This is a genomic window from Streptomyces sp. Xyl84 (assembly GCF_059731885.1).
Genome location: NZ_AP029182.1, coordinates 3,894,307 through 3,920,785, shown reverse-complemented (window position 1 = coordinate 3,920,785; position 26,479 = coordinate 3,894,307). Strand labels below are relative to the sequence as shown.

The 26,479-nt window shown below is 73.8% G+C and carries 27 protein-coding genes; 16 read left to right on the top strand and 11 right to left on the bottom strand.

What is annotated here, in order from left to right:
• Positions 1-171: 171 nt before the first annotated feature.
• The 6 genes from AC6I72_RS17020 (at position 172) to mshD (ending at position 6,311) form a co-directional block, all read left to right on the top strand.
• Positions 172-1,194: a LacI family DNA-binding transcriptional regulator gene (locus AC6I72_RS17020; RefSeq protein ID WP_078884063.1), complete on the top strand. Its 1,023-nt coding sequence runs from the start codon at positions 172-174 to the stop codon at positions 1,192-1,194.
• A gap of 175 nt (positions 1,195-1,369) precedes the next feature.
• Positions 1,370-2,551 carry a S1C family serine protease gene (locus AC6I72_RS17015; protein WP_498001698.1) on the top strand — a complete coding sequence of 394 codons (1,182 nt, stop codon included), beginning with the start codon at positions 1,370-1,372 and terminating at the stop codon, positions 2,549-2,551.
• 145 nt (positions 2,552-2,696) lie between these two features.
• The gene (locus AC6I72_RS17010) at positions 2,697-2,897 is read left to right on the top strand and encodes a hypothetical protein (protein ID WP_498001697.1); all 201 of its coding nucleotides are present in this window, start codon (positions 2,697-2,699) and stop codon (positions 2,895-2,897) included.
• Between the two features lie 130 nt (positions 2,898-3,027).
• Positions 3,028-3,777 carry a response regulator transcription factor gene (locus AC6I72_RS17005; protein WP_498004716.1) on the top strand — a complete coding sequence of 250 codons (750 nt, stop codon included), beginning with the start codon at positions 3,028-3,030 and terminating at the stop codon, positions 3,775-3,777.
• The gene (locus tag AC6I72_RS17000) at positions 3,774-5,231 is read left to right on the top strand and encodes a HAMP domain-containing sensor histidine kinase (protein ID WP_498001696.1); all 1,458 of its coding nucleotides are present in this window, start codon (positions 3,774-3,776) and stop codon (positions 5,229-5,231) included. Before AC6I72_RS17005 ends, AC6I72_RS17000 begins: the two co-directional genes overlap by 4 nt.
• Positions 5,232-5,390: 159 nt before the next feature.
• Positions 5,391-6,311 carry a mycothiol synthase gene (gene mshD, locus AC6I72_RS16995; protein ID WP_498001695.1) on the top strand — a complete coding sequence of 307 codons (921 nt, stop codon included), beginning with the start codon at positions 5,391-5,393 and terminating at the stop codon, positions 6,309-6,311.
• Here the strand turns inward: mshD and AC6I72_RS16990 are convergent.
• From AC6I72_RS16990 to AC6I72_RS16970, 5 genes are all read right to left on the bottom strand, one after another.
• On the bottom strand, positions 6,289-7,044 hold the full coding sequence (locus AC6I72_RS16990; RefSeq protein WP_498001693.1) for an ABC transporter: 756 nt from the start codon (positions 7,042-7,044) through the stop codon (positions 6,289-6,291). The genes mshD and AC6I72_RS16990 overlap by 23 nt on opposite strands.
• A complete protein-coding gene (locus AC6I72_RS16985) occupies positions 7,032-8,615 on the bottom strand; it encodes an ABC transporter permease (RefSeq protein ID WP_498001691.1) in 1,584 nt (527 codons plus the stop codon). Before AC6I72_RS16985 ends, AC6I72_RS16990 begins: the two co-directional genes overlap by 13 nt.
• Entirely contained in the window at positions 8,612-9,475 is an 864-nt protein-coding gene (locus AC6I72_RS16980; protein WP_498001689.1) for an ABC transporter ATP-binding protein, read from the bottom strand. The genes AC6I72_RS16985 and AC6I72_RS16980 overlap by 4 nt, the downstream gene beginning before the upstream one ends.
• A gap of 112 nt (positions 9,476-9,587) precedes the next feature.
• The gene (locus tag AC6I72_RS16975) at positions 9,588-10,475 is read right to left on the bottom strand and encodes a zf-HC2 domain-containing protein (RefSeq protein ID WP_498001688.1); all 888 of its coding nucleotides are present in this window, start codon (positions 10,473-10,475) and stop codon (positions 9,588-9,590) included.
• A complete protein-coding gene (locus tag AC6I72_RS16970) occupies positions 10,472-11,023 on the bottom strand; it encodes an RNA polymerase sigma factor (protein ID WP_498001687.1) in 552 nt (183 codons plus the stop codon). Before AC6I72_RS16970 ends, AC6I72_RS16975 begins: the two co-directional genes overlap by 4 nt.
• A gap of 155 nt (positions 11,024-11,178) precedes the next feature.
• Here AC6I72_RS16970 and AC6I72_RS16965 point away from each other — a divergent pair, with 155 nt between their 5' ends.
• From AC6I72_RS16965 to AC6I72_RS16940, 6 genes are all read left to right on the top strand, one after another.
• Positions 11,179-11,589, top strand: coding sequence for a GntR family transcriptional regulator (locus AC6I72_RS16965; protein ID WP_498001686.1), 411 nt, complete (start codon positions 11,179-11,181; stop codon positions 11,587-11,589).
• The gene (locus tag AC6I72_RS16960) at positions 11,586-12,515 is read left to right on the top strand and encodes an ABC transporter ATP-binding protein (RefSeq protein WP_498001685.1); all 930 of its coding nucleotides are present in this window, start codon (positions 11,586-11,588) and stop codon (positions 12,513-12,515) included. Before AC6I72_RS16965 ends, AC6I72_RS16960 begins: the two co-directional genes overlap by 4 nt.
• Entirely contained in the window at positions 12,512-13,543 is a 1,032-nt protein-coding gene (locus AC6I72_RS16955) for an ABC-2 membrane transporter-related protein (protein WP_498001684.1), read from the top strand. The genes AC6I72_RS16960 and AC6I72_RS16955 overlap by 4 nt, the downstream gene beginning before the upstream one ends.
• Positions 13,540-14,367 carry an ABC-2 membrane transporter-related protein gene (locus AC6I72_RS16950; RefSeq protein WP_498001682.1) on the top strand — a complete coding sequence of 276 codons (828 nt, stop codon included), beginning with the start codon at positions 13,540-13,542 and terminating at the stop codon, positions 14,365-14,367. The genes AC6I72_RS16955 and AC6I72_RS16950 overlap by 4 nt, the downstream gene beginning before the upstream one ends.
• A 155-nt stretch (positions 14,368-14,522) precedes the next feature.
• Positions 14,523-16,877, top strand: a complete 2,355-nt coding sequence (locus AC6I72_RS16945) for an RNA degradosome polyphosphate kinase (protein ID WP_498001680.1) — start codon at positions 14,523-14,525, stop codon at positions 16,875-16,877.
• Positions 16,858-17,994, top strand: coding sequence for a CHAD domain-containing protein (locus AC6I72_RS16940; protein ID WP_498001678.1), 1,137 nt, complete (start codon positions 16,858-16,860; stop codon positions 17,992-17,994). The genes AC6I72_RS16945 and AC6I72_RS16940 overlap by 20 nt, the downstream gene beginning before the upstream one ends.
• A gap of 340 nt (positions 17,995-18,334) precedes the next feature.
• On the opposite strand, the gene AC6I72_RS16935 is transcribed toward AC6I72_RS16940, so the two are convergent.
• A complete protein-coding gene (locus tag AC6I72_RS16935) occupies positions 18,335-18,493 on the bottom strand; it encodes a hypothetical protein (protein ID WP_199811612.1) in 159 nt (52 codons plus the stop codon).
• Positions 18,494-18,634: 141 nt separating this feature from the next.
• Here AC6I72_RS16935 and AC6I72_RS16930 point away from each other — a divergent pair, with 141 nt between their 5' ends.
• Both AC6I72_RS16930 and AC6I72_RS16925 read left to right on the top strand, forming a co-directional pair.
• Positions 18,635-19,486, top strand: a complete 852-nt coding sequence (locus AC6I72_RS16930; protein ID WP_498001676.1) for an SCO4651 family lipoprotein — start codon at positions 18,635-18,637, stop codon at positions 19,484-19,486.
• Positions 19,487-19,622: 136 nt separating this feature from the next.
• Positions 19,623-19,793: a hypothetical protein gene (locus tag AC6I72_RS16925; RefSeq protein WP_199811613.1), complete on the top strand. Its 171-nt coding sequence runs from the start codon at positions 19,623-19,625 to the stop codon at positions 19,791-19,793.
• Positions 19,794-19,820: 27 nt separating this feature from the next.
• Here the strand turns inward: AC6I72_RS16925 and AC6I72_RS16920 are convergent, their stop codons facing one another.
• Positions 19,821-20,195, bottom strand: a complete 375-nt coding sequence (locus AC6I72_RS16920; protein ID WP_498001674.1) for a metal-sensitive transcriptional regulator — start codon at positions 20,193-20,195, stop codon at positions 19,821-19,823.
• 228 nt (positions 20,196-20,423) lie between these two features.
• Between AC6I72_RS16920 and AC6I72_RS16915 the strand changes: the two genes are divergently transcribed.
• Entirely contained in the window at positions 20,424-21,044 is a 621-nt protein-coding gene (locus AC6I72_RS16915; RefSeq protein WP_026252685.1) for a DUF47 domain-containing protein, read from the top strand.
• Between the two features lie 7 nt (positions 21,045-21,051).
• Entirely contained in the window at positions 21,052-22,050 is a 999-nt protein-coding gene (locus AC6I72_RS16910) for an inorganic phosphate transporter (RefSeq protein WP_498001672.1), read from the top strand.
• A 108-nt stretch (positions 22,051-22,158) separates the two neighbouring features.
• On the opposite strand, the gene pstB is transcribed toward AC6I72_RS16910, so the two are convergent.
• The 4 genes from pstB to pstS all read right to left on the bottom strand — a co-directional run bounded on the left by pstB (position 22,159) and on the right by pstS (position 26,317).
• Positions 22,159-22,935: a phosphate ABC transporter ATP-binding protein PstB gene (pstB, locus tag AC6I72_RS16905; RefSeq protein WP_498001670.1), complete on the bottom strand. Its 777-nt coding sequence runs from the start codon at positions 22,933-22,935 to the stop codon at positions 22,159-22,161.
• A gap of 91 nt (positions 22,936-23,026) precedes the next feature.
• The gene (gene pstA, locus AC6I72_RS16900) at positions 23,027-24,079 is read right to left on the bottom strand and encodes a phosphate ABC transporter permease PstA (protein WP_498001669.1); all 1,053 of its coding nucleotides are present in this window, start codon (positions 24,077-24,079) and stop codon (positions 23,027-23,029) included.
• A complete protein-coding gene (pstC, locus tag AC6I72_RS16895; protein WP_498001668.1) occupies positions 24,076-25,089 on the bottom strand; it encodes a phosphate ABC transporter permease subunit PstC in 1,014 nt (337 codons plus the stop codon). Before pstC ends, pstA begins: the two co-directional genes overlap by 4 nt.
• Positions 25,090-25,192: 103 nt before the next feature.
• Positions 25,193-26,317, bottom strand: a complete 1,125-nt coding sequence (gene pstS, locus AC6I72_RS16890) for a phosphate ABC transporter substrate-binding protein PstS (protein ID WP_498001666.1) — start codon at positions 26,315-26,317, stop codon at positions 25,193-25,195.
• Positions 26,318-26,479 lie beyond the last annotated feature (162 nt).

Genomic DNA, 26,479 nt, shown 5'->3' with positions numbered 1-26,479 from the left:
CGCGAGGCGTGCGGGGCGCGAGCGGCCCCTGGGAGAGGTGCGCTCGGAGGTGCCGGCGGGCGCGGGAGGTCACGGGGCCGCGGGCGCACCGTGCGGGCCGCGCGCCGGGGCCGCGCATCCACGCACTGATACTCCCTGCCCGGGGGGTGTCCATCCGCGTAGACTCCGCGCGTGGCCAAGGTGACTCGGGACGACGTGGCGAGACTGGCGGGGACTTCCACCGCCGTGGTCAGTTATGTCATCAACAACGGACCCCGGCCGGTCGCCCCGGCCACGCGCGAGCGTGTCCTCGCCGCGATCAAGGAACTGGGGTACCGCCCCGACCGGGTCGCCCAGGCCATGGCCTCGCGGCGCACCGACCTGATAGGCCTGATCGTCCCGGACGCCCGCCAGCCCTTCTTCGGGGAGATGGCGCACGCGGTCGAGTGGGCGGCGGCCGAGCGCGGCAAGATGGTCCTCGTCGGCAACTCCGACTACGTCGCCGAGCGCGAGGTCCACTACCTGCGCGCCTTCCTCGGGATGCGCGTCTCGGGACTCATCCTCGTCTCCCACGCGCTGAACGACCTGGCCGCCGCCGAGATCGACGCCTGGGACGCCCGCGTGGTGCTGCTGCACGAGCGGCCCGAGGCCATCGACGACGTCGCCGTGGTCACCGACGACCTGGGCGGCGCCCAGCTCGCCGTGCGCCACCTCCTGGAGCACGGTCACGACTACGTCGCCTGCATGGGCGGCACCGCGGACACGCCCGCCGTGGGCGACCCCGTCTCCGACCACGTCGAGGGCTGGCGGCGCGCGATGGCGGAGGCCGGGCTCACCACCGAGGGGCGGCTGTTCGAGGCGCCCTACAACCGCTACGACGCCTACCGGGTCGGGCTGGAGATCCTCGCCGGTCCCGACCGCCCGCCGGCGATCTTCTGCTCCACCGACGACCAGGCGATCGGTCTGCTGCGGGCCGCGCGGGAGCTGCGCATCGACGTGCCGGGCGAGCTGGCGGTGGCCGGGTTCGACGACATCAAGGAGGCCCCGCTCGCGGACCCGCCGCTCACGACGGTCGCGTCCGACCGGTCCGCCATGGCCCGCGCGGCCGTGGACCTGGTGCTGGACGACGGGCTGCGGGTCGCCGGGTCACGGCGGGAGCGGCTGAAGGTCTTCCCGTCGCGGCTGGTGGTCCGCGGTTCCTGCGGCTGCGGCTGACCTCCGGGCCGCACGCCGCGCTGCCGCGCCCCGCGCCGGACGCGCCCCGCGCCGCGGCCACCCGGTGCGGCCCGCCCCTCACGGCCCGCATCTTTATATCGGGCATACGAGGTTCTGTCGGGCTTTTCAGCGTGGATTCAGGAAGCTCTCATGAACGCGGGTCACTCTCAATGACATGACCGAGAGCATCCGCCGCAGCGGCGAGCACGAGTACCCCCAGGGTGACGGACAGGCCCCGACCGGCTCCGCCTCGCCCGTGAACCCGGAGTGGCCGCCCCCGCCGGCCTACCCCCCGGCGCACGCTCCCGCGCAGTCCCCCACCGCCGGGCCGGGCGCGTACGGCACTCCCGGCGCACACGGCGCGTACGACGCGTACGGAACTCCCGGTGCGCCCGGCATGCACGGCGCGTACGGCGCGCATGGTGGCGGGAACGACGGCGGCACCGCTCTCCTGCCCGCCGCTCCGGCCGGCTCCGCCCCCGGGCCCAGGAAGCGCACCCGGGGACCGCTCGCGCTGCTCGCCGCCGTGGCCATCGCGGCGGCGGCCGTCGGCGGCGGCACCGCCTACGCCTTCCAGCAGCTGACCGGCAAGGACACCGTCGCCTCCAGCAGCACCAGCACCAACGTGGTGCCCTCCAGCCAGCGCGGCAGCATCGCGGCGATCGCCAAGGCGGTCAGCCCGAGCGTCGTCGAGATCACGGCCACGCTGGACAACGGCACCTCCACCGGCTCCGGTGTGGTCATCAGCAGCGGCGGCGAGGTCGTCACCAACAACCACGTGATAGCGGGCGCCTCGACGGTCAAGGCGCGGACCAGCGACGGTGACACGTACACCGCGAAGGTGGTCGGCACCGACAGCTCCAAGGACCTCGCGCTGATCAAGCTGGAGGGCGCCTCCGGCCTGAAGCCCGCGGCCCTCGGCAACTCCGACGGGGTGGCGGTCGGCGACCAGGTCGTCGCCATCGGGTCCCCCGAGGGCCTGACCGGCACCGTCACCAGCGGGATCGTCTCCTCGCTCAACCGGGATGTGACCGTGTCCACCGAGGAGGGACAGAGCCAGCAGCAGGGCGACGGCCAGTGGCCGTTCGAGTTCGGCGGCCGGCACTTCAACGGCGACACCGGCTCCTCGACCACCACCTACAAGGCGATCCAGACGGACGCGTCCCTGAACCCGGGCAACTCCGGCGGTGCGCTGATCGACGCCAACGGCAACATCATCGGCATCAACTCGGCGATGTACTCGGCGGCGGCCGCGTCGGACTCGTCCAGCGCGGGCAGCGTCGGCCTCGGCTTCGCCATCCCGGTCAACACCGTCAAGGCCGACCTGGCCAAGCTGCGCTCCGGCGCACAGAACTGACCCGCTCCACCCCGGCCGCCCCGCCCCACGAGGGTGTCCGGCGACCGGCAACGGGCAACTGACAACCCACGGACGCCACCTGACGACCGGCAGGACGAAAGAGGACCCGCAGGACGAGAACGCCCCCCACGACAAGGAGCACGTCATGATCCAGCAGCTCACGCCCCAGACGACCGGCACCCCCGACGAGAGCGCCCGCGCGGACATCCCCGTCAGCCGCGCCCCCCGGCCCGCCCCCGCCCCCGCCGCGGCGGCCGTCCCCCACCTGATGGGCCTGCGGATGCCCGCCACCCGCCCGCACCGCCACAAGGTGCCCCTGGGACGGCTGACGGCCGTGGCGGCCTGAGCGGCCGCGCGCCGCACGGCGGGTGTCGGACATGCGAATCTGGGAGCATCCCCTCACGGGCCTGGAGAGCGACCCACAGGTCGTCCCGCCGGGCCCGGCCGGCCCCGAGGAACCCGAGGAACCACGACCGATGAGCCCCGCCGACGGCGACCGTGACGACCGCGACCGTGCCGCCCAGCGCATCCTGATCGTCGACGACGAGCCCGCGGTGCGCGAGGCCCTGCAGCGCAGCCTCGCCTTCGAGGGGTACGGCACCGAGGTCGCCGTGGACGGCGCGGACGCGCTGGAGAAGGCGGGCGCCTACCGGCCCGACCTGGTCGTCCTCGACATCCAGATGCCCCGCATGGACGGCCTGACCGCCGCCCGCCGGATCCGCGGCGCCGGCGACACCACCCCCATCCTCATGCTGACCGCCCGCGACACGGTCGGCGACCGGGTGACCGGCCTGGACGCCGGGGCGGACGACTACCTCGTCAAGCCGTTCGAGCTGGACGAGCTGTTCGCCCGGATCCGCGCGCTGCTGCGCCGCAGCTCGTACGCGGCGGCCGTGGACGACACGGTCGACGAGGGGGACGTACTGGCCTTCGCCGACCTGCGCATGGACCTCGCGACCCGTGAGGTGACGCGCGCCGGACGCCAGGTGGAGCTGACCCGGACCGAGTTCACGCTCCTGGAGATGTTCATGGCGCACCCGCGCCAGGTGCTCACCCGGGAGCAGATCCTCAAGGCGGTGTGGGGCTTCGACTTCGAACCGTCGTCGAACTCCCTCGACGTCTACGTGATGTACCTGCGCCGCAAGACCGAGGCGGGCGGCGAGCCGCGCCTGGTGCACACCGTGCGCGGGGTCGGGTACGTCCTGCGGCAGGGCGGCGCGGAGTGAACAAGGCGGTGCGCCGGTTCCGCTCCCTGCCGATCCGCTCCCGGCTCGCCCTGCTGGTGGCGGCGGCGGTGGCCTTCGGCGTGGCCGCGGTGTCGGTGACGTGCTGGTTCATCGTCCAGGGCAAGCTGATCCAGCAGATCGACGAGGACCTGAAGGCGACCAGCAGGCCGGTCAGCTCGCAGAGCGTGGCGAACCTGCTGGCCGACTGCACCACCACGCCCCGCCCCTCGGACGACCGCGGCCCCGGCTCCGCCGACTACTACGTCCAGGTGATCAGCGCGACCGGCGGGACCTGCGTCTTCACCAACTCCGTCGGCACCGTCCGGGTCACCGGCGCGGACGCCGGGATCGCCCGGAACGCCGGGCAGGGCATCGAGCGGCTGCACGACGGCACGGACACCGACGGCAACCCCGTACGCGTGCTGACCTCCCCGCTGCTCATCGCCTCCCCTGCGGGCCCCCAGCTGTACCCCGGGCACGCGCTCCTGATCGCCACGCCGCTGAAGGACACCGACAAGACCCTCAACGACCTGGCGCTCCTGCTCCTGCTCGTCTCCGGGATAGGAGTCGTCGGAGCCGGTGCCGCCGGGCTCGCGGTGGCCCGCGCCGGTCTGCGTCCGGTCGACAAGCTCACCGAGGCCGTCGAGCACGTGGCCCGCACCGAGGACCTGACCATCCGCATCCCCGTCGAGGACGACAGCGAGGACGAGGTCGCACGGCTCTCGCGCTCCTTCAACTCGATGACCGCGTCCCTGGCGTCCTCCCACGACCTGCAGCAGCAGCTGATCGCCGACGCGGGCCACGAACTGCGGACGCCCCTCACCTCCCTGCGCACCAACATCGAACTGCTCACCCGCAGCGAGGAGACCGGCCGCCCGCTGCCCGAGGCGGACCGCAAGGCGCTGCTGGCGTCGGTGAAGGCGCAGGTGACGGAGTTGGCCGCGCTGATCGGCGACCTCCAGGAGCTATCCCGTTCGGAGGGGCAGCGCGGCGAGCGGATCCAGGTGATCGCGCTCCAGGACACCGTGGAGGCGGCACTGCGCCGCGCCCGGCTGCGCGGCCCGGAGCTGTCCCTCACGGCGGACCTCGAGCCCTGGTTCGTCCGGGCCGAACCGGCCGCCATGGAACGCGCGATCGTCAACATCCTGGACAACGCGGTGAAGTTCAGTCCCGAGGGCGGCACCGTGGAGGTGCGGCTCACGGACGGCGTCCTCACGGTCCGCGACCACGGCCCCGGCATCCCCGCCGACGAACTCCCGCACGTCTTCGACCGCTTCTGGCGCTCCCCCAGCGCCCGCGCCCTGCCCGGCTCGGGCCTCGGCCTGTCCATCGTCGCCCGCACGGTCCGCCAGTCCGGCGGCGAGGTGACCCTGACCCGGGCCGAGAACGGCGGCACCTTGGTGACGGTCCGCCTCCCGGGCGCGCCCACCCCGCCCCCCGAACTGCCCTGCTGACGGCCACGGCACCGCCCGGACGGCCGCGGCGTCCGGCTCGCGGCATCCGGCAGCCCGGTCGCTCCGGACGGCCCGCCCGTCGGAGGACGTGTCCCGATCAGGGGAGCGGACCGGGGCGACACCGCCGTGTCGGGGCGCCCGCTCTGTACTCTCGAAGGCATGACCAGCGACGAGACCGCACCGATCGCCCGCTCACTGGAGACGCTCTGCGAACTCTCCCCGGACCAGGCCGACGCCGTGCTCGCCCTGCTGTCCGCGGCGGCCCATGACGACGGTCAGCAGGCGGTGTCCGAACAGGGCAGGCTGCACCTGCGCGGCGGTGCCCGCGAGGGCGTGTCGCACCTGCTGCTGCGGGTCGACGGCGACCTGGTCGGCTACGCGCAACTGGAGGACACCGACCCGGTGGAGGCGCCCGCGGCCGAGCTGGTCGTGCACCCGGCGCACCGCGGGCACGGGCACGGCCGGGCGCTCGGCTCGGCGCTGCTCGCCGCCTCCGGCAAGCGGCTGCGGGTGTGGGCGCACGGCGGGCACTCCGCCGCCCGGCACCTGGCGCAGGTCCTCGGGCTGACCCTCTTCCGCGAACTGCGGCAGATGCGCAGGCCGCTCGCCGGTTTCGAGCTGCCCGAGCCGGCGCTCCCGCAGGACGTCACCGTGCGGGCGTTCGTCCCCGGCCAGGACGACGCCGCGTGGCTCGCCGTGAACGCGGAGGCGTTCGCCCACCACCCCGAGCAGGGTTCCCTCACCCAGCGGGACCTGGACGCCCGCAAGGCCGAACCGTGGTTCGACCCGAGCGGGTTCTTCCTGGCGGAGCGCGCGGGCCGGCTGGTCGGCTTCCACTGGACCAAGGTGCACGCCGAGGAGGGCCTGGGCGAGGTGTACGTCCTCGGCGTGCGGCCCGGCGCGCAGGGCGGCGGCCTCGGCAAGGCGCTCACCGTGACCGGCCTGCGCCACCTGGCCGCGCGGGGCCTGCCGACCGCGATGCTGTACGTCGACGCCGACAACAAGGCGGCGGTCGCGGTCTACGAGCGGCTGGGCTTCACCACGTACGAGACGGACCTCATGTACCGGACGGAGATCTGAGGGCGCCGCGGGCCGGTGGACCGGTCCGGTCACGGCGCCGGCGGCGGCGCGCCAGGGGTTCCGGCTGACACGCCGCCCAGGTCGCCGCCGCCAGGCCCAGGACACCCGCCCACCAGCGGTGCGCCACCGCCCAGTTCGGGTCGGCCGGGTCCGGCAGCAGGCTCCACCGGTGCGGTGCCAGCAGCGCGGCGACCGCGAGGACGAGCAGGGTGAGCGCGGTCGCGGCCCCCGGCCCCGGCTGCGCGGACCAGCGCACCGAGAGCGCCGCGAGAGCGAGCGCCGCCGCCGCGACGGCCGCCGCCTCCAGGGTGAGGGCGCCGGCCGGCGGGCGGGCGGGTTCCGGCACGAGGAGCAGTGCGGCGCCCCACCAGAGCGCGGCGAGCGGGGCGATGAGCGCCAGGCGCAGCCCGGTGCGTACGGGCCGCCGTACCGGGACCGCCGAGGTGGTGTCGCGGGCGGGGTCGTCGAGCAGGAACGCCAGCCCGAGCCCGCCGACCAGCGCGACCATGCGCAGCACCGCCGTCCCCTCGGCCGGGCCCTCTCCCGCGCCGGACAGCAGCCGAAGGCTCCCGGCGCTCAGCAGTCCCAGTCCGGCCGCCGCGGCGAGCACCCGCCGGGGCAGGGACCGCCACACCGGCTCCAGCAGGGCGCCGGCCACCGAGGCGGTGCCGCCGCGGGCCGGCGGGGCGCCGGCCGGCCGGGGCGTGCCGCCGCCGTGCCTCACTCCTCGCACGAGTTCCCCGCCCCCTTCCCGTGGCCCACGCCGGGCACACCCAGCAGGTCGGCGACGCGGGCCGTCGAGGTGCCGGGCGCGGTCAGTTCGGCCCAGTGCGCCTTCACGGCCGAGGCCGCCTTCGCGCGCGGGCGCTCCAGCAACGCCCGTACGACGGTGGTCTGGGCGGCACTCATCCGCAGGCCGCCCGTGGGCGTCAGCACGGAGGCGCTGCCCTCGGTGCTGTCGTCGAGCCGGACGTCGCGCAGGGCTTCGAGCGGGTCGGCGGAGGCGCCCAGCGCGAGCCACATGACGGTGACGACGCGGCCGTCGCACACCTCGGCGCCCGCCCGTTCGTCACCGGCGACCAGGACGGAGGCCAGGCCCACGGAGAACTCCGGGACGCGGTTGCCGCCCCAGCGGGTGCGGACCGTGGCCGTACCGGGTGCGGTGAGCGGGTCGTAGGCGCTGCTGCCCTCCAGGCCGTAGCGTGCCTCGACGCGCTGGCGCACCGTCAGCGGCCGGGTCGCGGCGCCGGGGCCGGCGAGGGAGCGGACGCGGTCGACGGCCGTCGCCCAGTCGCCGGTGCGGCCGGCCCACTCGGGCAGCGCGCAGTACGTCGTCGCCCCGCGCGTCACGCAGGTCTCCACCGTCTCCGGGTGCTCGGACACCCGGGCGCGGGCCGCCAGGAGCGCGGCGGACGGGCCCGGGGACTGTCCGGCGATCCCGGCGGCGGTGGCCGCGAGCGCGAGGACGGCGAACGCGTTGACGCGCGGCGAGCGGCCGCCCGAGCGCAGCAGCGCGGCACCCAGCAGGAGGCCCGCCAGACCGGCCAGGTAGAGGGCGTGCCAGGCGGCCGGGCGGCCCACCAGGGCGGACGGGAACGGGTCGGCGCCCTCCTCGGTGACGACCGGGAACAGCCATCGCCGCCAGTGGGTTCCGTCCGCGCCCGTGGTGAAGAGGGTGGCGGCCAGGAAGCCGCCGACGGCGACGAGCGGTGCGGCGAACGGGGAGGGGACCAGCCGGGCCAGGAGCACGCCCGCGACACCGGCGAGCAGCACGACCAGCGGGGCCACGGCGAGTTCGGCGGCCGAGCCGTGGCCGACCGCGCCCGGCGCGAGCGCGTCGCAGGTGAAGCGGACTGCGACGACGAGGCCGGTGAACAGCGCGAACGGGACGACGGACAGGGCGTGGGCGAGGGTGCGCCGCCACGGTTCCATGACCAGGGTGGTGAAGTGCTCGTCGGTGCCCCGGTGCCGTGAGCGCAGCACGGCCCGGTCGGCGCAGACGAACAGGGCGAGTCCCAGCAGCAGGGCACCGCTCTGGGTGGCCCGGTCGGCGTCCTGGAGGGCGGGGTGGTCGGCCATGCCCTCACGGCCGGTCAGCTCGTGCCAGCCGGCGTGGCCGGAGTACGTCTGCCAGGCGGTGGCGAGGACGTACACCGCGAAGAAGAGCAGCACGAAGGGCCGGCGGGCCAGGAGGCGCGTCTCGGCGCGGGCCAGGGTCAGGACGGCACGGGCGCGCGGGGCCCCGGGTGCTCCGCCGGCGGCGGCCACGGAGGCGGCGGGTGGGGATGCGGTGGTGGTGGTCATCGGGCCGCCGCCTTCGTGCCGGAGTCGTCGAGGGTGAGCAAGTAGCCGTCCTCCAGGGTGGGTTCGAGCAGGCGGGCGCCCTCGGGCGGGTCGCCGACGTTGCGGAAGTCGCCGGTGCCGGTGCGCCATCCGGCGCGGGCGGCCGGATCGCGTTCGGTGCTGCTCCACACCCGGCCCGCGGCCCGTGCGGTCAGTTCGGCGGGGGTGCCCTCGAAGCGGATCCGGCCGCCGGCCATGACGATCACCCGGTTGCAGAGCATCCCGACGTCCTCGGTCTGGTGGGTGGAGAGCAGCACGGTGCGGCCCTCGGCGGTGCGGGTGACCAGGTCCCTGAACCGCATCCGCTGCTCGGGGTCGAGACCGACGGTGGGTTCGTCCAGGACGAGGAAGCGGGGGCCGCCGACGAGCGCGGCGGCGAGGGCGACGCGCTGGCGCATGCCGCCGGAGAGCTTCTTGATGCGCCGGCCGCGGACGTCGCCGAGGCCGGCCTCCTCCAGGACGCGCCGCACCTCCTGGTGGCGGGCGCCGCGGTCGGTGAGTTCCTTGAGGATCGCGACGTAGTCGACGAACGCGAACGCGGTGAAGTCCGGGTGGAAGCCGGGGTTCTGCGGCAGGTAGCCGAGCAGGCGGCGCACCGCGAGGCGGCCGTCGGTGGTGCCGGGGTCGTGGCCGAGCACGGTGAAGGCGCCCCGGTCTGCGGGCGCGGCGGTGGCGAGCACCCGCAGCAGCGTGGTCTTCCCGGCCCCGTTGGGGCCGAGCAGCCCGGTGATGCCCTCCTCCAGACGCAGGGACACGTCGTCGAGGACGGCGGTGCCGCCGTAGCGGAGGGTGAGCCCGGAGGCGGAGACGGTGACGGTCACGAGGCACTCCCGTGCGAAGGATCGGTGCGGTTCACGTGGGCGGGCTGGGCGGACACGGCGGGGGCGGAGCCGGCCTCCCGTACGGGGGTCACGACGGGTCCCCGTACGCAGGTCACGACGGGTCCCCGTAGGGCAGGCCGCCGTGCGGGGCGCGCGCCGGGGACAGGTCGAAGCGGTCCCGCAGGCGGTAGAGGAGGACGGCGGCGAGGGCGGCGACGGCGGCGGCCGTGCCCTGTCCGGCGGCCGTGAACGGCGGCAGGGGCGCCTCCCCGTGCCGGGTCGCCTGCGCCACCAGCAGGAGGGCGGTCCAGGCGCCGCCGGTCAGGGCGGGGGCGAGGACCGGGCCGAGCCGGGGGGTGAGGGCGAGGCCGGTCGAGGTGAGGGCGAGCGCGGGCAGCAGCCAGCCCAGGGCGCGCAGCCCGTAGCCGGGCAGGGCGAGGGTGGCGAGGCCGTCGACGACGAGGCCGGTGGCCAGGACCGCGACGGTGCGCACCATCACCAGCCGGAACCCGTGCAGCGGGGCGACCACGGCCGTCTCGTACGCCGGGTCGAACGCGGGTCCGTAGGCGAGCGCCACGCCCGCGAGCGGCAGCAGCGGCGCGAGCGCGAGGAACAGGACCGGCGAGTCGGGCGCGCGCACCGTGTCGGACAGCGCCGCGGTCATCACCAGCACCGCGGCGACCGCGATCAGCCACGAGCGGCGCAGCACCGGGGTGGCGGCCAGCAGCCGCGCGGTGTGGCCGGGGACGCCGCAGCGCAGCAGCAGCGCCTCCAGCGGTCCGGGGCGCGGCGCGTCCAGTTCGGCGTCCAGCCGGGCCCAGCCCTCCTCCAGCGCCAGCGGGTCGGCGAGCGCGGCGAGCCGGGCCCGGCACCGGGCGCAGCCGGCGAGGTGGGTGTCGGCGGACCACAGCAGCGGCGGGGCGAGTTCGCCGCGGTCGTAGGCACGCAGGTGTTCGTCGGCGACGTGCCAGGTCTTCCGGGGTGTCGTTCCGCCGCTCATGCCAGCGCCTCCCGCAGTTGCTTGCGGGCGCGCAGGGCCCGCGTCTTGACCGTGCCGGGCGGGATGCCGAGCAGGACGGCCGCCTCCCGGGTGGTGAGTCCGTCGACGACGGTGGCCTGCAGGACGGCCCGCAGTTCCGGTGAGAGCCGGGTGAGGGCGCCGGCGAGGTCCCCGTGCTCGACCCCCGCGAGCACGCGCTCCTCGGCGGACACCTCGTCGCGGTGGCGCAGCCGGGCCAGCGCCTGGCGCAGCCGGCCGCGCGCGCCGTCGCCGCGCAGGGCGTCGATCAGGCGGCGCGAGCCGATCCGCCACAGCCATCCGGCCGCGTCCTGGGCGGCGGCCTCCTCGCGGTAGCGGGCCTTGCCGCGCCAGACGGCGAGGAAGGTCTCCTGGACGATGTCGTCGACCATCGCGGGGTCGGCGCAGCGGCCGCGCAGCCGCGCGGTCAGCCACGGCGCGTACCGCCGGTACAGCTCTTCGAAGGCGCGCCGGTCCCGGTCCGCCGCGATCGCCCGCAGCAGGTCCCCGTCGCTTCTCGTTCCGCTCACGTCTCCTCTTCGCACGGACCCCGCGATCCGGTTCACGCCCCGGCTCACGGATCCGGCGCAGGGGCGGGCCGGGCCGCCGGCCGGGGCGTTTGACTTTCCCGGCCATCTTGCACCACCCTTTCACTACTCAATTAGTGAAAGGGTGGTGCACGGGGGTGCTCGAATACCGCATCGACCGGCACAGCGGGGTGGCCACCTACATGCAGATCGTCCAGCAGACCAAACAGGCCCTGCGCCTGGGCGCCCTGCGGCCCGGCGACCGGCTGCCCACGGCCCGCGAGGTCGTCGAGGCCACCGCCATCAATCCCAACACCGTACTCAAGGCCTACCGCGAGCTGGAACGCGAAGGACTGGTGGAGGCCCGCCGCGGCCTCGGCACCTTCGTACGCCGCTCCCTGGGCACCGCGCCCGCCGACGACTCCCCGCTGCGCGCGGAGCTGGACGGCTGGGCCGCGCGGGCCCGCATGGCCGGCCTGGACCGCGACGACGTGGCCGCACTCTTCACCGCCGTACTCGACCGACACTTCGCCCCGCGCGAAGAGCACCTCCAGGGAGACCCCTCATGACCGACACCGGCACGGCACTCGAGGCAGCCGCGCTGGGCAAGCGGTACGCCCGGCGCGCCAAGGGCTGGGCGCTGCGCGAGTGCACCTTCCGGCTGCCCGCCGGCCGCGTCTGCGCCCTGGTCGGCCCCAACGGGGCGGGCAAGTCCACCCTGCTCACCCTCGCCGCCGGTCTGGCCGCCCCCACCGAGGGCCGGGTCACCGTCCTCGGCACCGACCCGGCGAGCGCCCGCACCCGCGTCGGCTACGTCGCCCAGGACAAGCCGCTCTACCCGCAGCTCACCGTCGCCGAGACCCTGCGCATGGGCGCCGACCTTAACCCCGGGCGCTGGGACGCGGCCGGCGCCGAACGGATCGTGGCCGCCGGCGACCTCGACCCGAAGGCCCGCGTCCGCGCCCTGTCCGGCGGCCAGCGCACCCGGGTCGCCCTCGCCCTCGCCCTGGGCAAGCGGCCCGGACTGCTGCTGCTCGACGAGCCGATGGCCGACCTGGACCCGCTGGCCCGGCACGACCTCATGGGCGTCCTGATGGGCGAGGCCGCCCGGCACGGCACGACGATCATGCTGTCCTCGCACGTGGTGGCCGAGCTGGAGGACTCCTGCGACCACCTGCTGCTCGTCGGCGCCGGCCGGATCCGGCTGGCCGGCGAGATCGACGACCTGCTGGCCGCCCACACCCGCGTGACCGCGCCCGCCGGCACCGACGGACTGGCCCGGCACACCGTGGTCGAGTCCCGCACCACCGGCCGCCAGGTCACCGCGCTGATCCGGCCCTCGGGCGCCCTCCCCGAGGACTGGCGCACCGGCGCGCCCAGCCTGGAGGAACTCGTCCTCGCCCACCTGCGCAACCCCTCGGCCCCCGCCCTGGACGGGTCCGGCGACAGCCCCGCGCCCCAGGACCACCGCACGACCCAGGAGACCCGCGCATGACCACCCTGACCGCCCCGACCGGCCCGGCCCCCGCCGGGTCCCGCGCCGGCCGGCCGCACCTGGTGCGCTGGCTGCTGCGCCTGCACCGCCCCGCGCTGTACGTGTGGGCCGGGCTCGTCCTCGTCCTCGCGGCCGGACTGCTGTGGCTGTGGGGCCCGCTCGCCGACGCCTCGGCGAGCGCCTGGCGGCAGTACGACGCCTGCGGCATGTCCCCGCGCTGCTCGTACGACCAGGACGCGATCGTGCGCTACAAGGACGTCTACAACTACACCACCCTCGCCCTCAACGCCCTCCCGCTCCTGGTCGGCGCCTGGGCCGGCGGCTCGCTGTTCGGGCGCGAGCTGGAGAGCGGCACCGCGCGGCTCGCCTGGGCCCAGGGCGTCACCCCCGCCCGCTGGCTGGCGACCCGCCTGGCCGTCCCGGCCGCACTGGTCGCCGTGGGCACCGGCCTGCTGGTGCTGCTGCACAACCGGGCCTGGTCGGCGGCGCGCGGCCGGGTCGACACCGCCACGAGCTGGACCGACACCTGGACCCTGCACGCCAACGGGCCCACCACCGTCGCCGTCGCCCTGGCCGCCCTCGCCGCGGGCGCGCTGGCCGCCCTGCTGTGGCGGCGCACCCTGCCCGCGCTGGTCACCGGCCTGTGCGCGGCCGCCGCCCTGCGCGGCGTCGCCGGCCTGGTCCTGCCCCACCTGTGGCCCGCCGTCACCCGCGTCACCACCTTGGAGCAGGGCTACGCCGGCGACGGGATCCAGCTCGGCCACGGCCTGGTCACCGCCACCGGCGCGCACGTCCCCGACCCCGGCTGCGCCTCCCCGGACCCGGCCGCGTGCGCCGGGACCTACGCGAAGCTGCACGCCACCGGCTTCTACACGCAGAGCCAGCCGTTCTCCCACTTCTGGCCGCTGCACCTCACCACCAGCGCCCTCCTCCTGGTCCTCGCCGGCCTGCTCGCCTGGGCCGCGTTCACCGTCCTGCGGCGCGGCACGCGCCTGGCGGCGCCCGTCCGCAAGGGGGCCGGCGCGTGAGCACCGCACTCGTCCAGGGACTGCCCCGCGCGGTCCTCACCGTGCACCGCGCCGCGCTGCTGGTGTGGGGCGCGTTCGTGGCCGGCACGATCGGCTGGCTGGTGTGGCTGAACGAGGTCACCGCCGAGCGGGCGCACGCCTCCGCCTCGCCGTTCGCCGCCCTCGACTACAGCGACCCGACCGGCTGGATCGCCACGTTCGTCTGCTACAGCTTCCTCGCCGTGGCCGCGTTCGCGGGCGCCTCCCTGGTCGGCCGCGAACTGGAGTCGGGCACCGCCCGCCTCGCCTGGACCCAGGGCGTGAGCCCCACCCGCTGGCTGACGGCCAAGCTCGCCGTGCCCGCCGCGGCCCTCACCCTCGGCGCCGGCGCCCTGGTCCTGGCCTACCGCTGGGGCTGGGCGGCCCACCGCGACCTGATGCACGACAACTGGTCCTACGCCGACGTCTTCGTGGCCCGCGGTCCCGCCACCGTGGCCTACGCCCTGTGCGCCCTGGCCGTCGGCGCGCTCACCGCGCTGCTCGTCGGCCGCACCCTGCCCGCCCTCGGCCTCTCCTTCGCCGCGATGTGGCTGCTCCACTTCGTCCTGGAGGCCGTCCGGCCGCACCTGTGGCCCGCCGTCACCCGGACCTCGGCGGCCCCGGTCGTGCTGCCGCGCGACGCCTACCTCCTGCGGGAGGGCGGGAACGGAGAACGGTACGTCGCGACGTACCACCCGCGGTCCCACTTCTGGCCGCTGCACCTGCTGGAGACCGGCATCGTCCTCGCCGTCGCCACCGCGGTCACCGCCACCGCGTTCACGGTCCTGCGCCGCCGCACGGCCTGAACACCACGGCGGGGGCGGGCAGGGGCAGACGCCCGCCCGCCCGGCCGCCGGGGCCCGCCGCGGAGCGCCCCGCACCCCCCGCGAGCCGCCCCCCGCTATCCCGCACGTCATGTCTCCGTAACCGGTGATTCAGACAAGCTTGCGACGCTCGCTCAATGAGACCCGCCGTGCCCGAGCCTTCGCCGCCCCCCGAGGGGTCCGCAGCCGCGCTCCCGCCCGTGCCTTCCGACGCGCCTGCCTTCCCCGCCGCGCGGAAGAATGGATTCATGAGCCAGCCAGACACCCAGGCAGCAGCGCAGCAGGTCCCGCACCACCAGCCCTCCGTGGGCTCCCTCGCGGCCCACCGCCCGCACACCGTGGCCGCGGCCGTCTCCGATCTGGACCCCGACCTCGACGCCGACCTCGACGCCTACGAGGAGGCACGGGACGGCGAGGACCAGCTGCCGCAGGGCCGCTTCCTCGACCGCGAACGCAGCTGGCTCGCCTTCAACGAACGCGTCCTGGAACTGGCCGAGGACCCGGACACGCCCCTGCTGGAGCGCGCCAACTTCCTCGCGATCTTCGCCAGCAACCTGGACGAGTTCTTCATGGTCCGCGTCGCCGGACTCAAGCGCCGCATCGCCACCGGCGTCGCCACCCGCTCCGCCTCCGGCCTGCAGCCCCGCGAGGTGCTGGAGATGATCTGGGCCCGCTCGCGCGAGCTCATGGCCCGGCACGCCGCCTGCTACCAGGAGGACATCGCCCCCGCCCTCGCGGAGGAGGGCATCGAACTGGTCCGCTGGAGCGAGCTGACCGAGAAGGAGCAGGCCCGCCTGTTCACCCTCTTCCGGCAGCGCATCTTCCCCGTGCTGACCCCGCTGGCCGTCGACCCCGCGCACCCCTTCCCGTACATCTCCGGCCTCTCCCTCAACCTGGCCGTCGTCGTGCGCAACCCGGTCACCGGCCACCGCCACTTCGCCCGCGTCAAGGTGCCGCCGCTGCTCAACCGCTTCCTGGAGAGCTCCCCGGGCCGCTACGTCCCCCTGGAGGACGTCATCGCCGCCCACCTGGAGGAGCTGTTCCCGGGCATGGAGGTCCTGGAGCACCACGCCTTCCGGCTCACCCGCAACGAGGACCTGGAGGTGGAGGAGGACGACACCGAGAACCTCCTCCAGGCTCTGGAGAAGGAACTGATGCGGCGCCGCTTCGGGCCGCCGGTGCGCCTGGAGGTCGAGGAGTCCATCGACCGCGAGGTGCTCGACCTGCTGGTGCGCGAGCTGAAGATCAGCGAGGCCGAGGTCTACCCGCTGCCCGGCCCGCTCGACCTCACCGGCCTCTTCCGCATCCACAGCCTGGACCGGTCCGAGCTGAAGTACCCCAAGTTCGTCGCCGGCACCCACCGCGACCTCGCCGAGGTCGAGTCGGCCTCCCCGCCGGACATCTTCGCCGCGCTGCGCAGCCGGGACGTGCTCCTGCACCACCCCTACGACTCGTTCTCCACCTCCGTGCAGGCCTTCCTGGAGCAGGCCGCCGCCGACCCCGACGTCCTCGCCATCAAGCAGACCCTGTACCGGACCTCGGGCGACTCCCCCATAGTCGACGCCCTCATCGACGCCGCCGAGTCCGGCAAACAGGTCCTCGTCCTGGTCGAGATCAAGGCCCGCTTCGACGAGCACGCCAACATCAAGTGGGCCCGCAAGCTCGAAGAGGCCGGCTGCCACGTCGTCTACGGGCTCGTCGGCCTGAAGACCCACTGCAAGCTGTCGCTGGTGGTCCGTCAGGAGGGCGACGACACCCTGCGCCGCTACAGCCACGTCGGCACCGGCAACTACCACCCCAAGACCGCCCGGCTGTACGAGGACCTCGGACTGCTCACCGCCGACCCGCAGGTCGGCGCGGACCTCTCCGACCTGTTCAACCGGCTCTCCGGCTACTCCCGCCGGGAGACCTACCGGCGCCTGCTCGTCGCCCCCAAGTCCCTGCGCGACGGCCTGGTCTCCCGCATCCACAAGGAGACCCAGCACCACCGCGCCGGACGGCCCGCGTTCATCCGGATCAAGGTCAACTCCATGGTGGACGAGGCCGTCGTCGACGCGCTGTACAGCGCCTCCCAGGCGGGCGTCCCCGTCGACGTCTGGGTACGCGGCATCTGCGCCCTGCGCCCCGGCGTACCGGGCCTGTCGGAGAACATCCGCGTCCGCTCCGTCCTCGGCCGCTTCCTGGAGCACTCGCGCGTCTTCGCCTTCGGCGGGGGCGGCGAGCCCGAGGTGTGGATCGGCAGCGCCGACATGATGCACCGCAACCTCGACCGCCGTATCGAGGCCCTGGTCCGGGTCACCGACCCCGCCCACCGGGCCGCCCTCAACCGGCTGCTCGAAACCGGCATGGCCGACACCACAGCCTCCTGGCACCTCGGCCCGGACGGCGAGTGGACCCGGCACGCGACCGACGCGGACGGCCAGCCGCTGCGCAACATCCAGGAGACGCTCATAGACGCCCGGAGGCGCCGGCGTGGCACAGCAACACCTTGACCCGACGCAGAACCGCACCACCGCCGGGCCGCCCCCCGCACCCCGCCCGCAGGGCGGCACGCCCACCGCGGACGGCCTCGCGGCCTATCTGCGGGCACAGGCCACGGAGTTCCTCCGGGCACTGCGCCTGCACCGCGAGACCGGCCCCGCCGCGGGCGCCGGCGAGGAGGCCGCCGACGCGGCGCGCGCCCTGCGCCGCTCGGCCCGCCGCATCAGCGGCAGCCTGCACACCTTCCGGGGCGTCCTCGACGAGGCCTGGGCCGAGGAACTGCGGCCCGAACTCGCCTGGCTCTCGGGCACCCTGGCCCGCGAACACGCCTGCCAGGCCCGGCTCGACCGGCTCCTCGCGGCCCTGAACAGGCTCTCGGGAGCGGCCGGCTTCCCCGCGCCCGCGGCCTCTCCCGCGCCGGCGCACGCGGTCGCGGGCGGCCGGGCCGCGGGCCACCTGCCGCGGCCGGCCGCACCGGACCGCGGCAACCTCACCGTGGGGGCCGCCAAGGCGGGCGCCCTGCTGGACCGCCAGCTCACCCTGGCCCGCACCCGCGCCCACTCCACCGCCCTGCAGGCCCTGGGGTCGAGCCGCTTCCACGCCGTCGCCGACAAGGTCGCCGTCCTCGCCAGCGACGTCCCGCTCACCCCCGCCGCGCACGCCACGGACCTGCGCGCCCTCGCCGCCGCGGCCGAGGAGCGCCTCGCGGACGCGGTCGCCGCCCTGCCGCTGGTCACCGCGGGCAGCCCCTACAACGCGGAGGCCCTGATCCACGGCCTGTCCGCGGACCCGGCCCCGCACCCGCAGGACGCCCCCTGGCACCAGGTCCGCCTGCTGCTGCGCCTGCACCGCTACGCCCAGGAGGCCCTGCACGGCACCCCGGAGGCCCCGCGCACGGCCGCCGACGGACGGCTGCCGGCGGCGGGCCGGGCCCTGGACCGGCACCGGGACGCCTCGGAGGCGGCGGCGGCCGCGTCCTCGGCGGCCCGTACCCCCCGCATCGCCCCGGCGACGGCGTACGCGCTCGGCGTGCTCCACGCCGACCAGCGGCACGAGGTGGAGGCGGCCAGGTTCGCCTTCCAGCAGACCTGGCTGAAGCAGACCGTGGGCGCCGGCCGGGAAGGGTGACAAGGACCGGAAGGGCACGCCCGGCGGGAAGGACGGGACCGGCGAGACCGGGGAGGGGCACGAGCGGGGGCGGAGCGCGGTGACCTCCGCGGCGGTCACCGCCGTCCGGGCGGCCGGCCGCGCCCTGCGGAGCCGCTCGCCGCACGACGGCCCGCCCGGCCCCCGGCCAGTGCCCCGCCCGGCGCACCGGCCGGGCACGGGGGCCGCCCCTGACCCGGGGCCGGGCCCGCGCACGGCGGGGCCGTCTCGCCGCCGCGCCGCGCGCGGTCGCGGAGGAGACCGGGCACGGACCGGCCGGAAGCCTGCGGCTCGCGCCGCGACAGGAGGCCCACCGCACCCCTCACGCGTCCCGCGCGTGCGCCTCCGCGTCCGTACGGGCCAGGCTGCGTGCCCGGCGGGCCGGGCCGCGCCACCCGCAGGTGCAGCGGGCCAGACAGAAACGGCCCTGTTCGACGGTCGTCGTGCGATGCTCCCGCTGCCCGGGTTCGTCCTGCGCCACGGCGCCCACGCTACCCATCCCGGGTGAACGGCCGGTGGCGGCTTGCCACCGGGCGGCCCGGCGCGTGACGGGGTCCCCTACCCGTCGTTAACCGGACGACAGGGGCCCGGTACGGACGCGGCAGCTGGGGGTAGGCAGGCGATGACGGAGCGGCGGCAGACGGGCGGGGCGGCGGTGCTCGTGGTGGGGCTCCTGCTCTGCGCGGGCGCCACGGGGTGCTCCGCCAGTGGGGTGGCCGCCGAGGACGCGCGCGCCGCCGACGACCCGGTGCGCACCCTGCGGCAGGCCCCGGACGCCCTGCTGCGGGCGGGCAGTTCGCAGACCCGCACGTCGATGGAGATGGCCGCCGGCGGGACCCGGGTGACGATCCGCGGCGAGGGCGCCTACGACTTCCGGGCGCAGCGCGGGCAGCTGACCGTGATCCTGCCGCAGGACCCGGCCGGGAACTTTGAGCACCCGCCGATCGTGGAACTCCTCGCTCCGGGCGCGCTGTTCATGAAGAACCGGGGCGCGGGCGTGCCCGCCGACAAGTGGGTGCGGGTGGAGACGGCGACGCTGTCCGACGGCAACCTGGTCACCGGCGGGGCCACCGACCCGTTCGCCGCCGCCGAGGTGCTGCGCGGGACGCGGACGGCGACGTACGTGGGCCGCACACAGGTCGCGGGTGTGGCCGTGCGGCACTACCGGGGCACCGCCGACCTCGCGGTGGCGGCCGGCGAGGCGTCGGCGGCCGGCGAGGCGTCGGCGGCCGGCGGGGGCGCGCTGCGGGCGGCGGCGAAAGGGTTCGCCACGCCCGCCGTCCCGTTCGACGCCTACCTCGACGACCAGGGCCGCATCCGCAAGCTCCGGCAGAGCTTCGCCTTCGTCAACGCCCGGCAGAAGGGCACGGTGGAGGTGTTCTCCACCACGCTGCTGTACGCCTTCGGGACGCCGGTGACCGTGACGCTGCCGCGCGCGCGGGACATCTACACGGGCCGGGTGGCCGAGAGGTGACCCGGGGGCACGGCCGGCCCGGGGGCCCGAAATGACCGGGGAACTAGCCCTTCCGTGCCATGCGCGGGCCGTGGGCGGCTCCCTACTCTAGGTCTGTTGTCGCCGAAGCCGGTGACGCAGAGACGAGGTGATGCACGTGGCTCCGGTCGGCGGTACGGCGGTGCAGGACCACGTGGCCCTCGCCGAGATCGAACTGTGCGGCGAGCTGATCATCGCCGCCTCGGCGGCCCGGGAGCGGCTCAGCCTGGAGTACATCGACGAGGTGCTGAGGGTGACCGAGGAGCGGCGGACCACCCCGAGCAGGTGATCCCCGTCACATCCCCGGCGCACCGCCTCACGTGCGCAGCAGCCGCCCGATGGCCTTGGTGGCCTCCTCGACCTTCGCGTCGACCTCCGCGCCGCCCTTGACGGCCGCGTCGGCGACGCAGTGCCGCAGGTGCTCCTCCAGCAGTTGCAGGGCGAAGGACTGCAGCGCCTTGGTGGAGGCGGACACCTGGGTGAGTATGTCGATGCAGTACGTGTCCTCGTCGACCATGCGCTGCAGCCCGCGGATCTGCCCCTCGATGCGGCGCAGCCGCTTGAGGTGCTCGTCCTTCTGGTGGTGGTAGCCGTACGTGGCGTGCCCGTCAGCCCCGTTCTGGGGCGGTGCGGTGTCCTGCACCCCGGCGCTCCCGGAGGGCGCCGTGGCGCCGGCCTCGGTGGTCGTCATCGCGTCCTCCCGCTCGGAACGGAAAACAAACGGAAACCAGGAGACATACCCCTGCCGGGTATACTCTACCGAATTTCCCCGGGTACAAGGGCCCTTCGACCGCCCAGGACCGCCCCCGTGCCGACCACTGTGCCTGATGGGCGACACTGGGGGACGGCCCCTTAGCCGTGGCCGGATGATGCGCTTAGCATCACCCTGTCCGAAACCGATGCACCCCGAGGACCCCTTGTGCGCTTTCGTCTGACCCCCAGGGAGACGAGCTTCTACGACATGTTCGCCGCGTCCGCGGACAACATCGTCACGGGCTCGAAACTCCTGATGGAACTGCTCGGGGCGGACGCATCCGCCCGGGCCGAGATCGCAGAGCGTATGCGGGCCGCGGAACACGCAGGTGACGACGCCACGCATGCGATCTTCCACCAGCTGAACTCCTCGTTCATCACGCCCTTCGACCGCGAGGACATCTACTCCCTCGCGTCGTCCCTGGACGACATCATGGACTTCATGGAGGAGGCCGTCGACCTGGTCGTCCTCTACAACGTCGAGGAACTGCCCAAGGGCGTCGAGCAGCAGATCGAGGTCCTGGCGCGGGCCGCCGAGCTGACCGCCGAGGCCATGCCGCACCTGCGGACCATGGACAACCTCACCGAGTACTGGATCGAGGTGAACCGCCTGGAGAACCAGGCGGACCAGATCCACCGCAAGCTGCTCGCCCACCTGTTCAACGGCAAGTACGACGCGATCGAGGTGCTGAAGCTCAAGCAGATCGTGGACGTACTGGAGGAGGCGGCGGACGCCTTCGAGCACGTGGCGAACACGGTGGAGACCATCGCGGTCAAGGAGTCCTGAGGCGTCCATGGACACCTTCGCTCTGGTTCTGACCATCATGGTCGCGCTCGGCTTCGCGTACACCAACGGCTTCCACGACTCCGCCAACGCCATCGCCACCTCCGTCTCCACCCGCGCGCTCACCCCGCGCGCCGCGCTGGCGATGGCCGCGGTGATGAACCTCGCCGGCGCCTTCCTGGGCAGCGGCATCGCCAAGACGGTCAGCGAGGGACTGATCGACACCCCCACCGGCAGCAAGGGGATGGGGATCCTCTTCTCGGCGCTGCTGGGCGCCATCGTCTGGAACCTGGTCACCTGGTACTTCGGCCTGCCCTCGTCCTCCTCGCACGCCCTGTTCGGCGGGCTGGTCGGCGCGGCGCTCGCGGGCGGCACGACGGTGTACTGGTCCGGGGTGCTGGACAAGATCGTCACTCCGATGTTCCTGTCCCCGGTGGTCGGCCTGATCGTCGGCTACCTGGTCATGACGGCCATCATGTGGATCTTCCGCCGGACCAACCCGCACAAGGCCAAGCGCGGCTTCCGGATAGCGCAGACGGTCTCAGCGGCGGGCATGGCCCTCGGCCACGGTCTGCAGGACGCGCAGAAGACCATGGGCGTCGTCGTCATGGCGCTGGTCATCGGCGGCGTCGAGACCTACGGCGACCCGATCCCGGTGTGGGTGAAGCTGGTCTCCGCGCTGATGCTGTCCCTGGGCACCTACGCGGGCGGCTGGCGCATCATGCGCACCCTGGGCCGCAAGATCATCGAGCTGGACCCGCCGCAGGGCTTCGCCGCCGAGGCGACCGGCGCCTCGATCATGTTCGGCACCGCCTTCCTCTTCAAGGCCCCGATCTCCACCACCCACGTGATCACCTCGGCGATCATGGGCGTGGGCGCGACGAAGCGGGTCAACGCGGTGCGCTGGGGGGTGGCCAAGAACATCGTCCTCGGCTGGTTCATCACCATGCCCGCCGCCGCGATCGTCTCGGCCGTCGCGTTCTGGCTGATCGACCTCGCGTTCCTGTAGGCACCACCGCGTGCACACGCACAGGGCCCGCCCCCGTGAGCCGGGGGCGGGCCCTTCTGCGTCCTCGCGGTGGCACCGCCATGCAGCACCGCGAGGGGTCTTGGGGGATCAGCCGAAGCGGCCGGAGATGTAGTCCTCCGTGGCCTGCACCGACGGGTTGGAGAAGATCCGCTCGGTGTCGTCGATCTCGATCAGCCGGCCCGGCTGGCCCACGCCCGCCAGGTTGAAGAACGCCGTACGGTCCGAGACGCGCGCCGCCTGCTGCATGTTGTGCGTCACGATGACGATCGTGAAGCGTTCCTTCAGCTCGCCGATCAGGTCCTCGATGGCGAGGGTGGAGATCGGGTCCAGCGCGGAGCAGGGCTCGTCCATCAGCAGCACCTTCGGCTCCACCGCGATGGCGCGGGCGATGCACAGCCGCTGCTGCTGACCGCCGGACAGCCCCGCGCCCGGCTTGTTCAGGCGGTCCTTGACCTCGTTCCAGAGGTTGGCGCCCTTGAGCGACTTCTCGACGACGTCGTTCAGCTCGCTCTTCTTGTAGCTGCCGTTCAGCCGCAGGCCCGCCGCCACGTTGTCGAAGATCGACATGGTGGGGAAGGGGTTGGGCCGCTGGAAGACCATGCCCACCTCGCGGCGGACGGAGACCGGGTCGATCCCCGCGCCGTACAGGTCCTCGGTGTCCAGCATCACCTTGCCCTCGACCCGGCCGCCGGGGGTGACCTCGTGCATCCGGTTCAGGGTCCGCAGGAACGTCGACTTGCCGCAGCCGGAGGGGCCGATGAAGGCCGTCACCGAACGCGGCTCGACCGTCATCGAGATGTCCTCGATCGCCTTGTGGGAGCCGTAGTAGGCGGTGAGTCCGCTCACGTCGATTCGCTTGGCCATGACTACTTCTTCACTTCCGTCTCAGTCGGCTGAGGGGTCGCCCAGCGACCGGCCACGCGGCGGGAGCCGCAGTTTGCAACGAGGGGCCCGGTCAACGAGGGGCCTTCCAGCGGGCGATGCCGCGGGCCGCCAGGTTGAGGATCATCACCGCGGCGATCAGGGTGAGCGAGGCCGCCCACGCACGGTCGTAGGCCGCACCGGAGCCCGAGCTGTTCGTGTACTGCTGGTAGATGTACAGCGGCAGCGAGGACTGCGCCCCCTCGAAGGGGTCGGTGTTGATGAACGGGTTGCCGAACACCAGCAGCAGCACGGGGGCGGTCTCACCGGCGATCCGGGCGACGGCCAGCACGACGCCGGTGGTGATGCCGCCGACCGCGGTCGGCAGGACGACCTTCAGGATCGTGCGCCACTTCGGCACACCGAGGGCGAGCGACGCCTCCCGCAGCTCGTTCGGTACGAGCTTGAGCATCTCCTCGGTGGAACGGACCACGACCGGCATCATCAGGATGGCCAGCGCCAGCGAGCCGGCGAAACCGAACGGCTGCATCTTGAAGATCAGCATCAGGCTGAGGATGAACAGGCCCGCGACGATCGAGGGGATGCCGGTCATCACGTCGACGAAGAAGGTCACCGCGCGGGCGAGGTTGCCGCGCCCGTACTCGACCAGGTAGATCGCGGTGAGCACACCGATCGGCGCGCCGATCACGGTGGCGAGACCGACCTGCTCCAGGCTTCCGACGATGGCGTGGTAGATGCCGCCGCCCGGCTCGGTGTCGGCGACGACCCCCATGGAGTGGGACAGGAAGTAGAAGTCCAGGACCTTCACACCGCGCCGCACGGTCGTCCAGACCAGGGAGACCAGCGGCACCAGGGCGAGCAGGAAGGCGACCCAGACGAAGCTGGTGACCACCCGGTCCTTGGCCTGGCGGCGGCCCTCCACCCGGGCGGTGACGCCGTACGTGCCCAGCACGAAGAGGAGCGCGGCGATCAGACCCCACTGGACGCGGCTGTGCAGGCCGCAGGCCAGACCGATGACGACGGCGACGGCGATCGAGCCGGCCGCGACGGCCCACGGGGCCCACCGCGGCAGGCTGGCGCCGCGCAGGCTGCTGGAACGCTGGTCGGCGATGGCTGCGGTGCTCATGCGTTGGCCCCCGAGTACTCCTTGCGGCGGGCGATGATCAGCCGGGCCGCGCCGTTGACCAGCAGGGTGATGACGAACAGGACCAGGCCGGAGGCGATCAGCGCGTCACGGCCGAACTCGGTCGCCTCGCTGAACTTGCTGGCGATGTTCTGGGCGAAGGTGCCGCCGCCCGGGTCGAGCAGGCTGGCCTTGATGTCGAAGGTCGGCGAGAGCACGGTGGCGACGGCGATCGTCTCGCCGAGCGCGCGTCCGAGGCCGAGCATCGAGGCGGAGATCACCCCGGAGCGGCCGAAGGGCAGCACCGCCATGCGGATGACCTCCCAGCGGGTGGCCCCCAGGGCGAGCGCGGCCTCCTCGTGCATCCGGGGTGCCTGCCGGAAGACCTCACGGCTGACGTTGGTCACGATCGGCAGGATCATGATGGCGAGCAGGATGCCCACGGTGAGCATCGAGCGGGGGGCGCCGCCCTCCCAGGAGAAGATGCCGGTCCAGCCCAGGTAGTCGTTCAGCCAGCTGAACAGGCCGTCCAGGTTCGGTACGAGGACCAGGGCGCCCCACAGGCCGTACACGATGGACGGCACGGCGGCGAGCAGGTCGATCACGTACGAGATGGGACCGCTCAGCCTGCGCGGGGCGTAGTGCGTGAGGAAGAGCGCGATGGCGACCGCGACCGGGACCGCGACGACCATCGCGATCACCGAGGAGACCACCGTGCCGAAGGCCAGCACGGCGATGCCGAAGACCGGCGGCTCAACGCCGGTGTTCCACTCGAAGGCGGTCAGGAAGTTGCCGTGGTCCTTGCTGATGGCCAGGGACGCGCGGTAGGTCAGGAAGACCGCGATCGCGGCCATGATCGCGAGGAGCAGGATGCCCGATCCGCGGGAGAGCCCGAGGAAGATCCGGTCTCCGGGGCGGGTGGCGCCGCGGCCGGCACGTTTGTGCTCGGCCGGGACGGGCCGGGGGGGAAGAGGCGGAGCGTCTGCGTCTGTCTGCTGTGTGGATATGTCCATCGGGTTCTCCGGTCTGCGGAGCCCTGCGCGGTGGAGGGCTCGTGGCGGCGGTGCACCGGACGGTGCGGCCCGGTCCCGGGGCGGGGACCGGACCGCACGCGGGTCAGCTCAGGCCCTCGATGGTGGTGCGGACCTTGCTGATGATCGCGTCGGGGATCGGCGCGTAGTCCTTCTGGGTGAGGACGTTCTGGCCGTCCGCGCTGGCGATGTAGCGCAGGAACGCCTTGGTGGCCGGCAGGGTGGCGGCCTTGTTGCCCTTGTCGCAGACGATCTCGTAGGTGACCAGGACCATCGGGTAGGCACCCTCGGCCTTGGTGTTGTAGTTCAGCTGCAGCGACAGGTCCTTGCCGGTGCCGACGACCTTGGCGTCGCCGATGGCCTTGCTGGCGTTCTCGACGGTGGCCTTGACCGGGGCGGAGGCACCGGTGTCGATGGCGACGGTGTGCACGTCCTTGGCGTACGACAGCTCGAAGTAGCCGATCGCGCCGTTGGTCTGCTTGACCTGCTGGGCCACACCGGAGGACTGCGGAGCGGCCTGGCCGCCCTGCGCCTGCCAGGCCTTGCCGCCCGAGTACTTCCAGTCGGCGGGCGCGGCGGCCTTCAGGTACTTGGTGAAGTTGTCGGTGGTGCCGGACTCGTCCGAGCGGTGGAACGCCTGGATCTTCAGGCCGGGCAGCTTCGCCTTGGGGTTCAGCTTCTTGATCTCCGGGGCGTCCCAGGTCTTGATCTTGCTGTCGAAGATCTTGGCGAGGGTCGGGGCGTCCAGGACGAGGTCCTCCACGCCCGGGACGTTGTAACCGACCGCGATCGGGCCGCCCACCATCGGCAGGTCGATGCCCTGACCGCCGGTGCAGACCTTCTTCGAGGCCTCGACCTCTTCGGGCTTCAGCGCGGAGTCGGAACCGGCGAAGGCGACCTGGCCCTGGCTGAACGCCGTGACACCGGCGCCCGAGCCGGCACCGTTGTAGTTGATCTGCGTGCCGCAGGCCTGGCTGAACTGCTTGACCCAGGCGTCGATCGCGTTCTTCTGGGCGGAAGAGCCGGTCGCCAGCAGCTGGCCCTTTGCGCCGTCGCACTTGACGGAGCTGTTCGAGGCCGCCGTGCTGCTTCCTCCGCCGGCGTCGCCCTTGCCGGTGTCGTCCGAACCGCACGCCGTGAGGGCCAGGGCGCCGGAGACGGCGAGGACGCCGAGAGCGAGTGCCCGCCGGTTCTTGCGCTGAAGCTTCACTTGAGGGAGTTCCTTCCAGGAGCCGCCGTCCTGATCGGCGGCGTGCGAAGAGTGACTGGCACCGACGCGGCGAGAGGCGCGTCAGCACCGGTAAGGCCGAAATTAGGCAGAACAGGTGAAGCCGCCGATGGCCGGAAGTGAACGAGGGGTGAACCCCTGCCG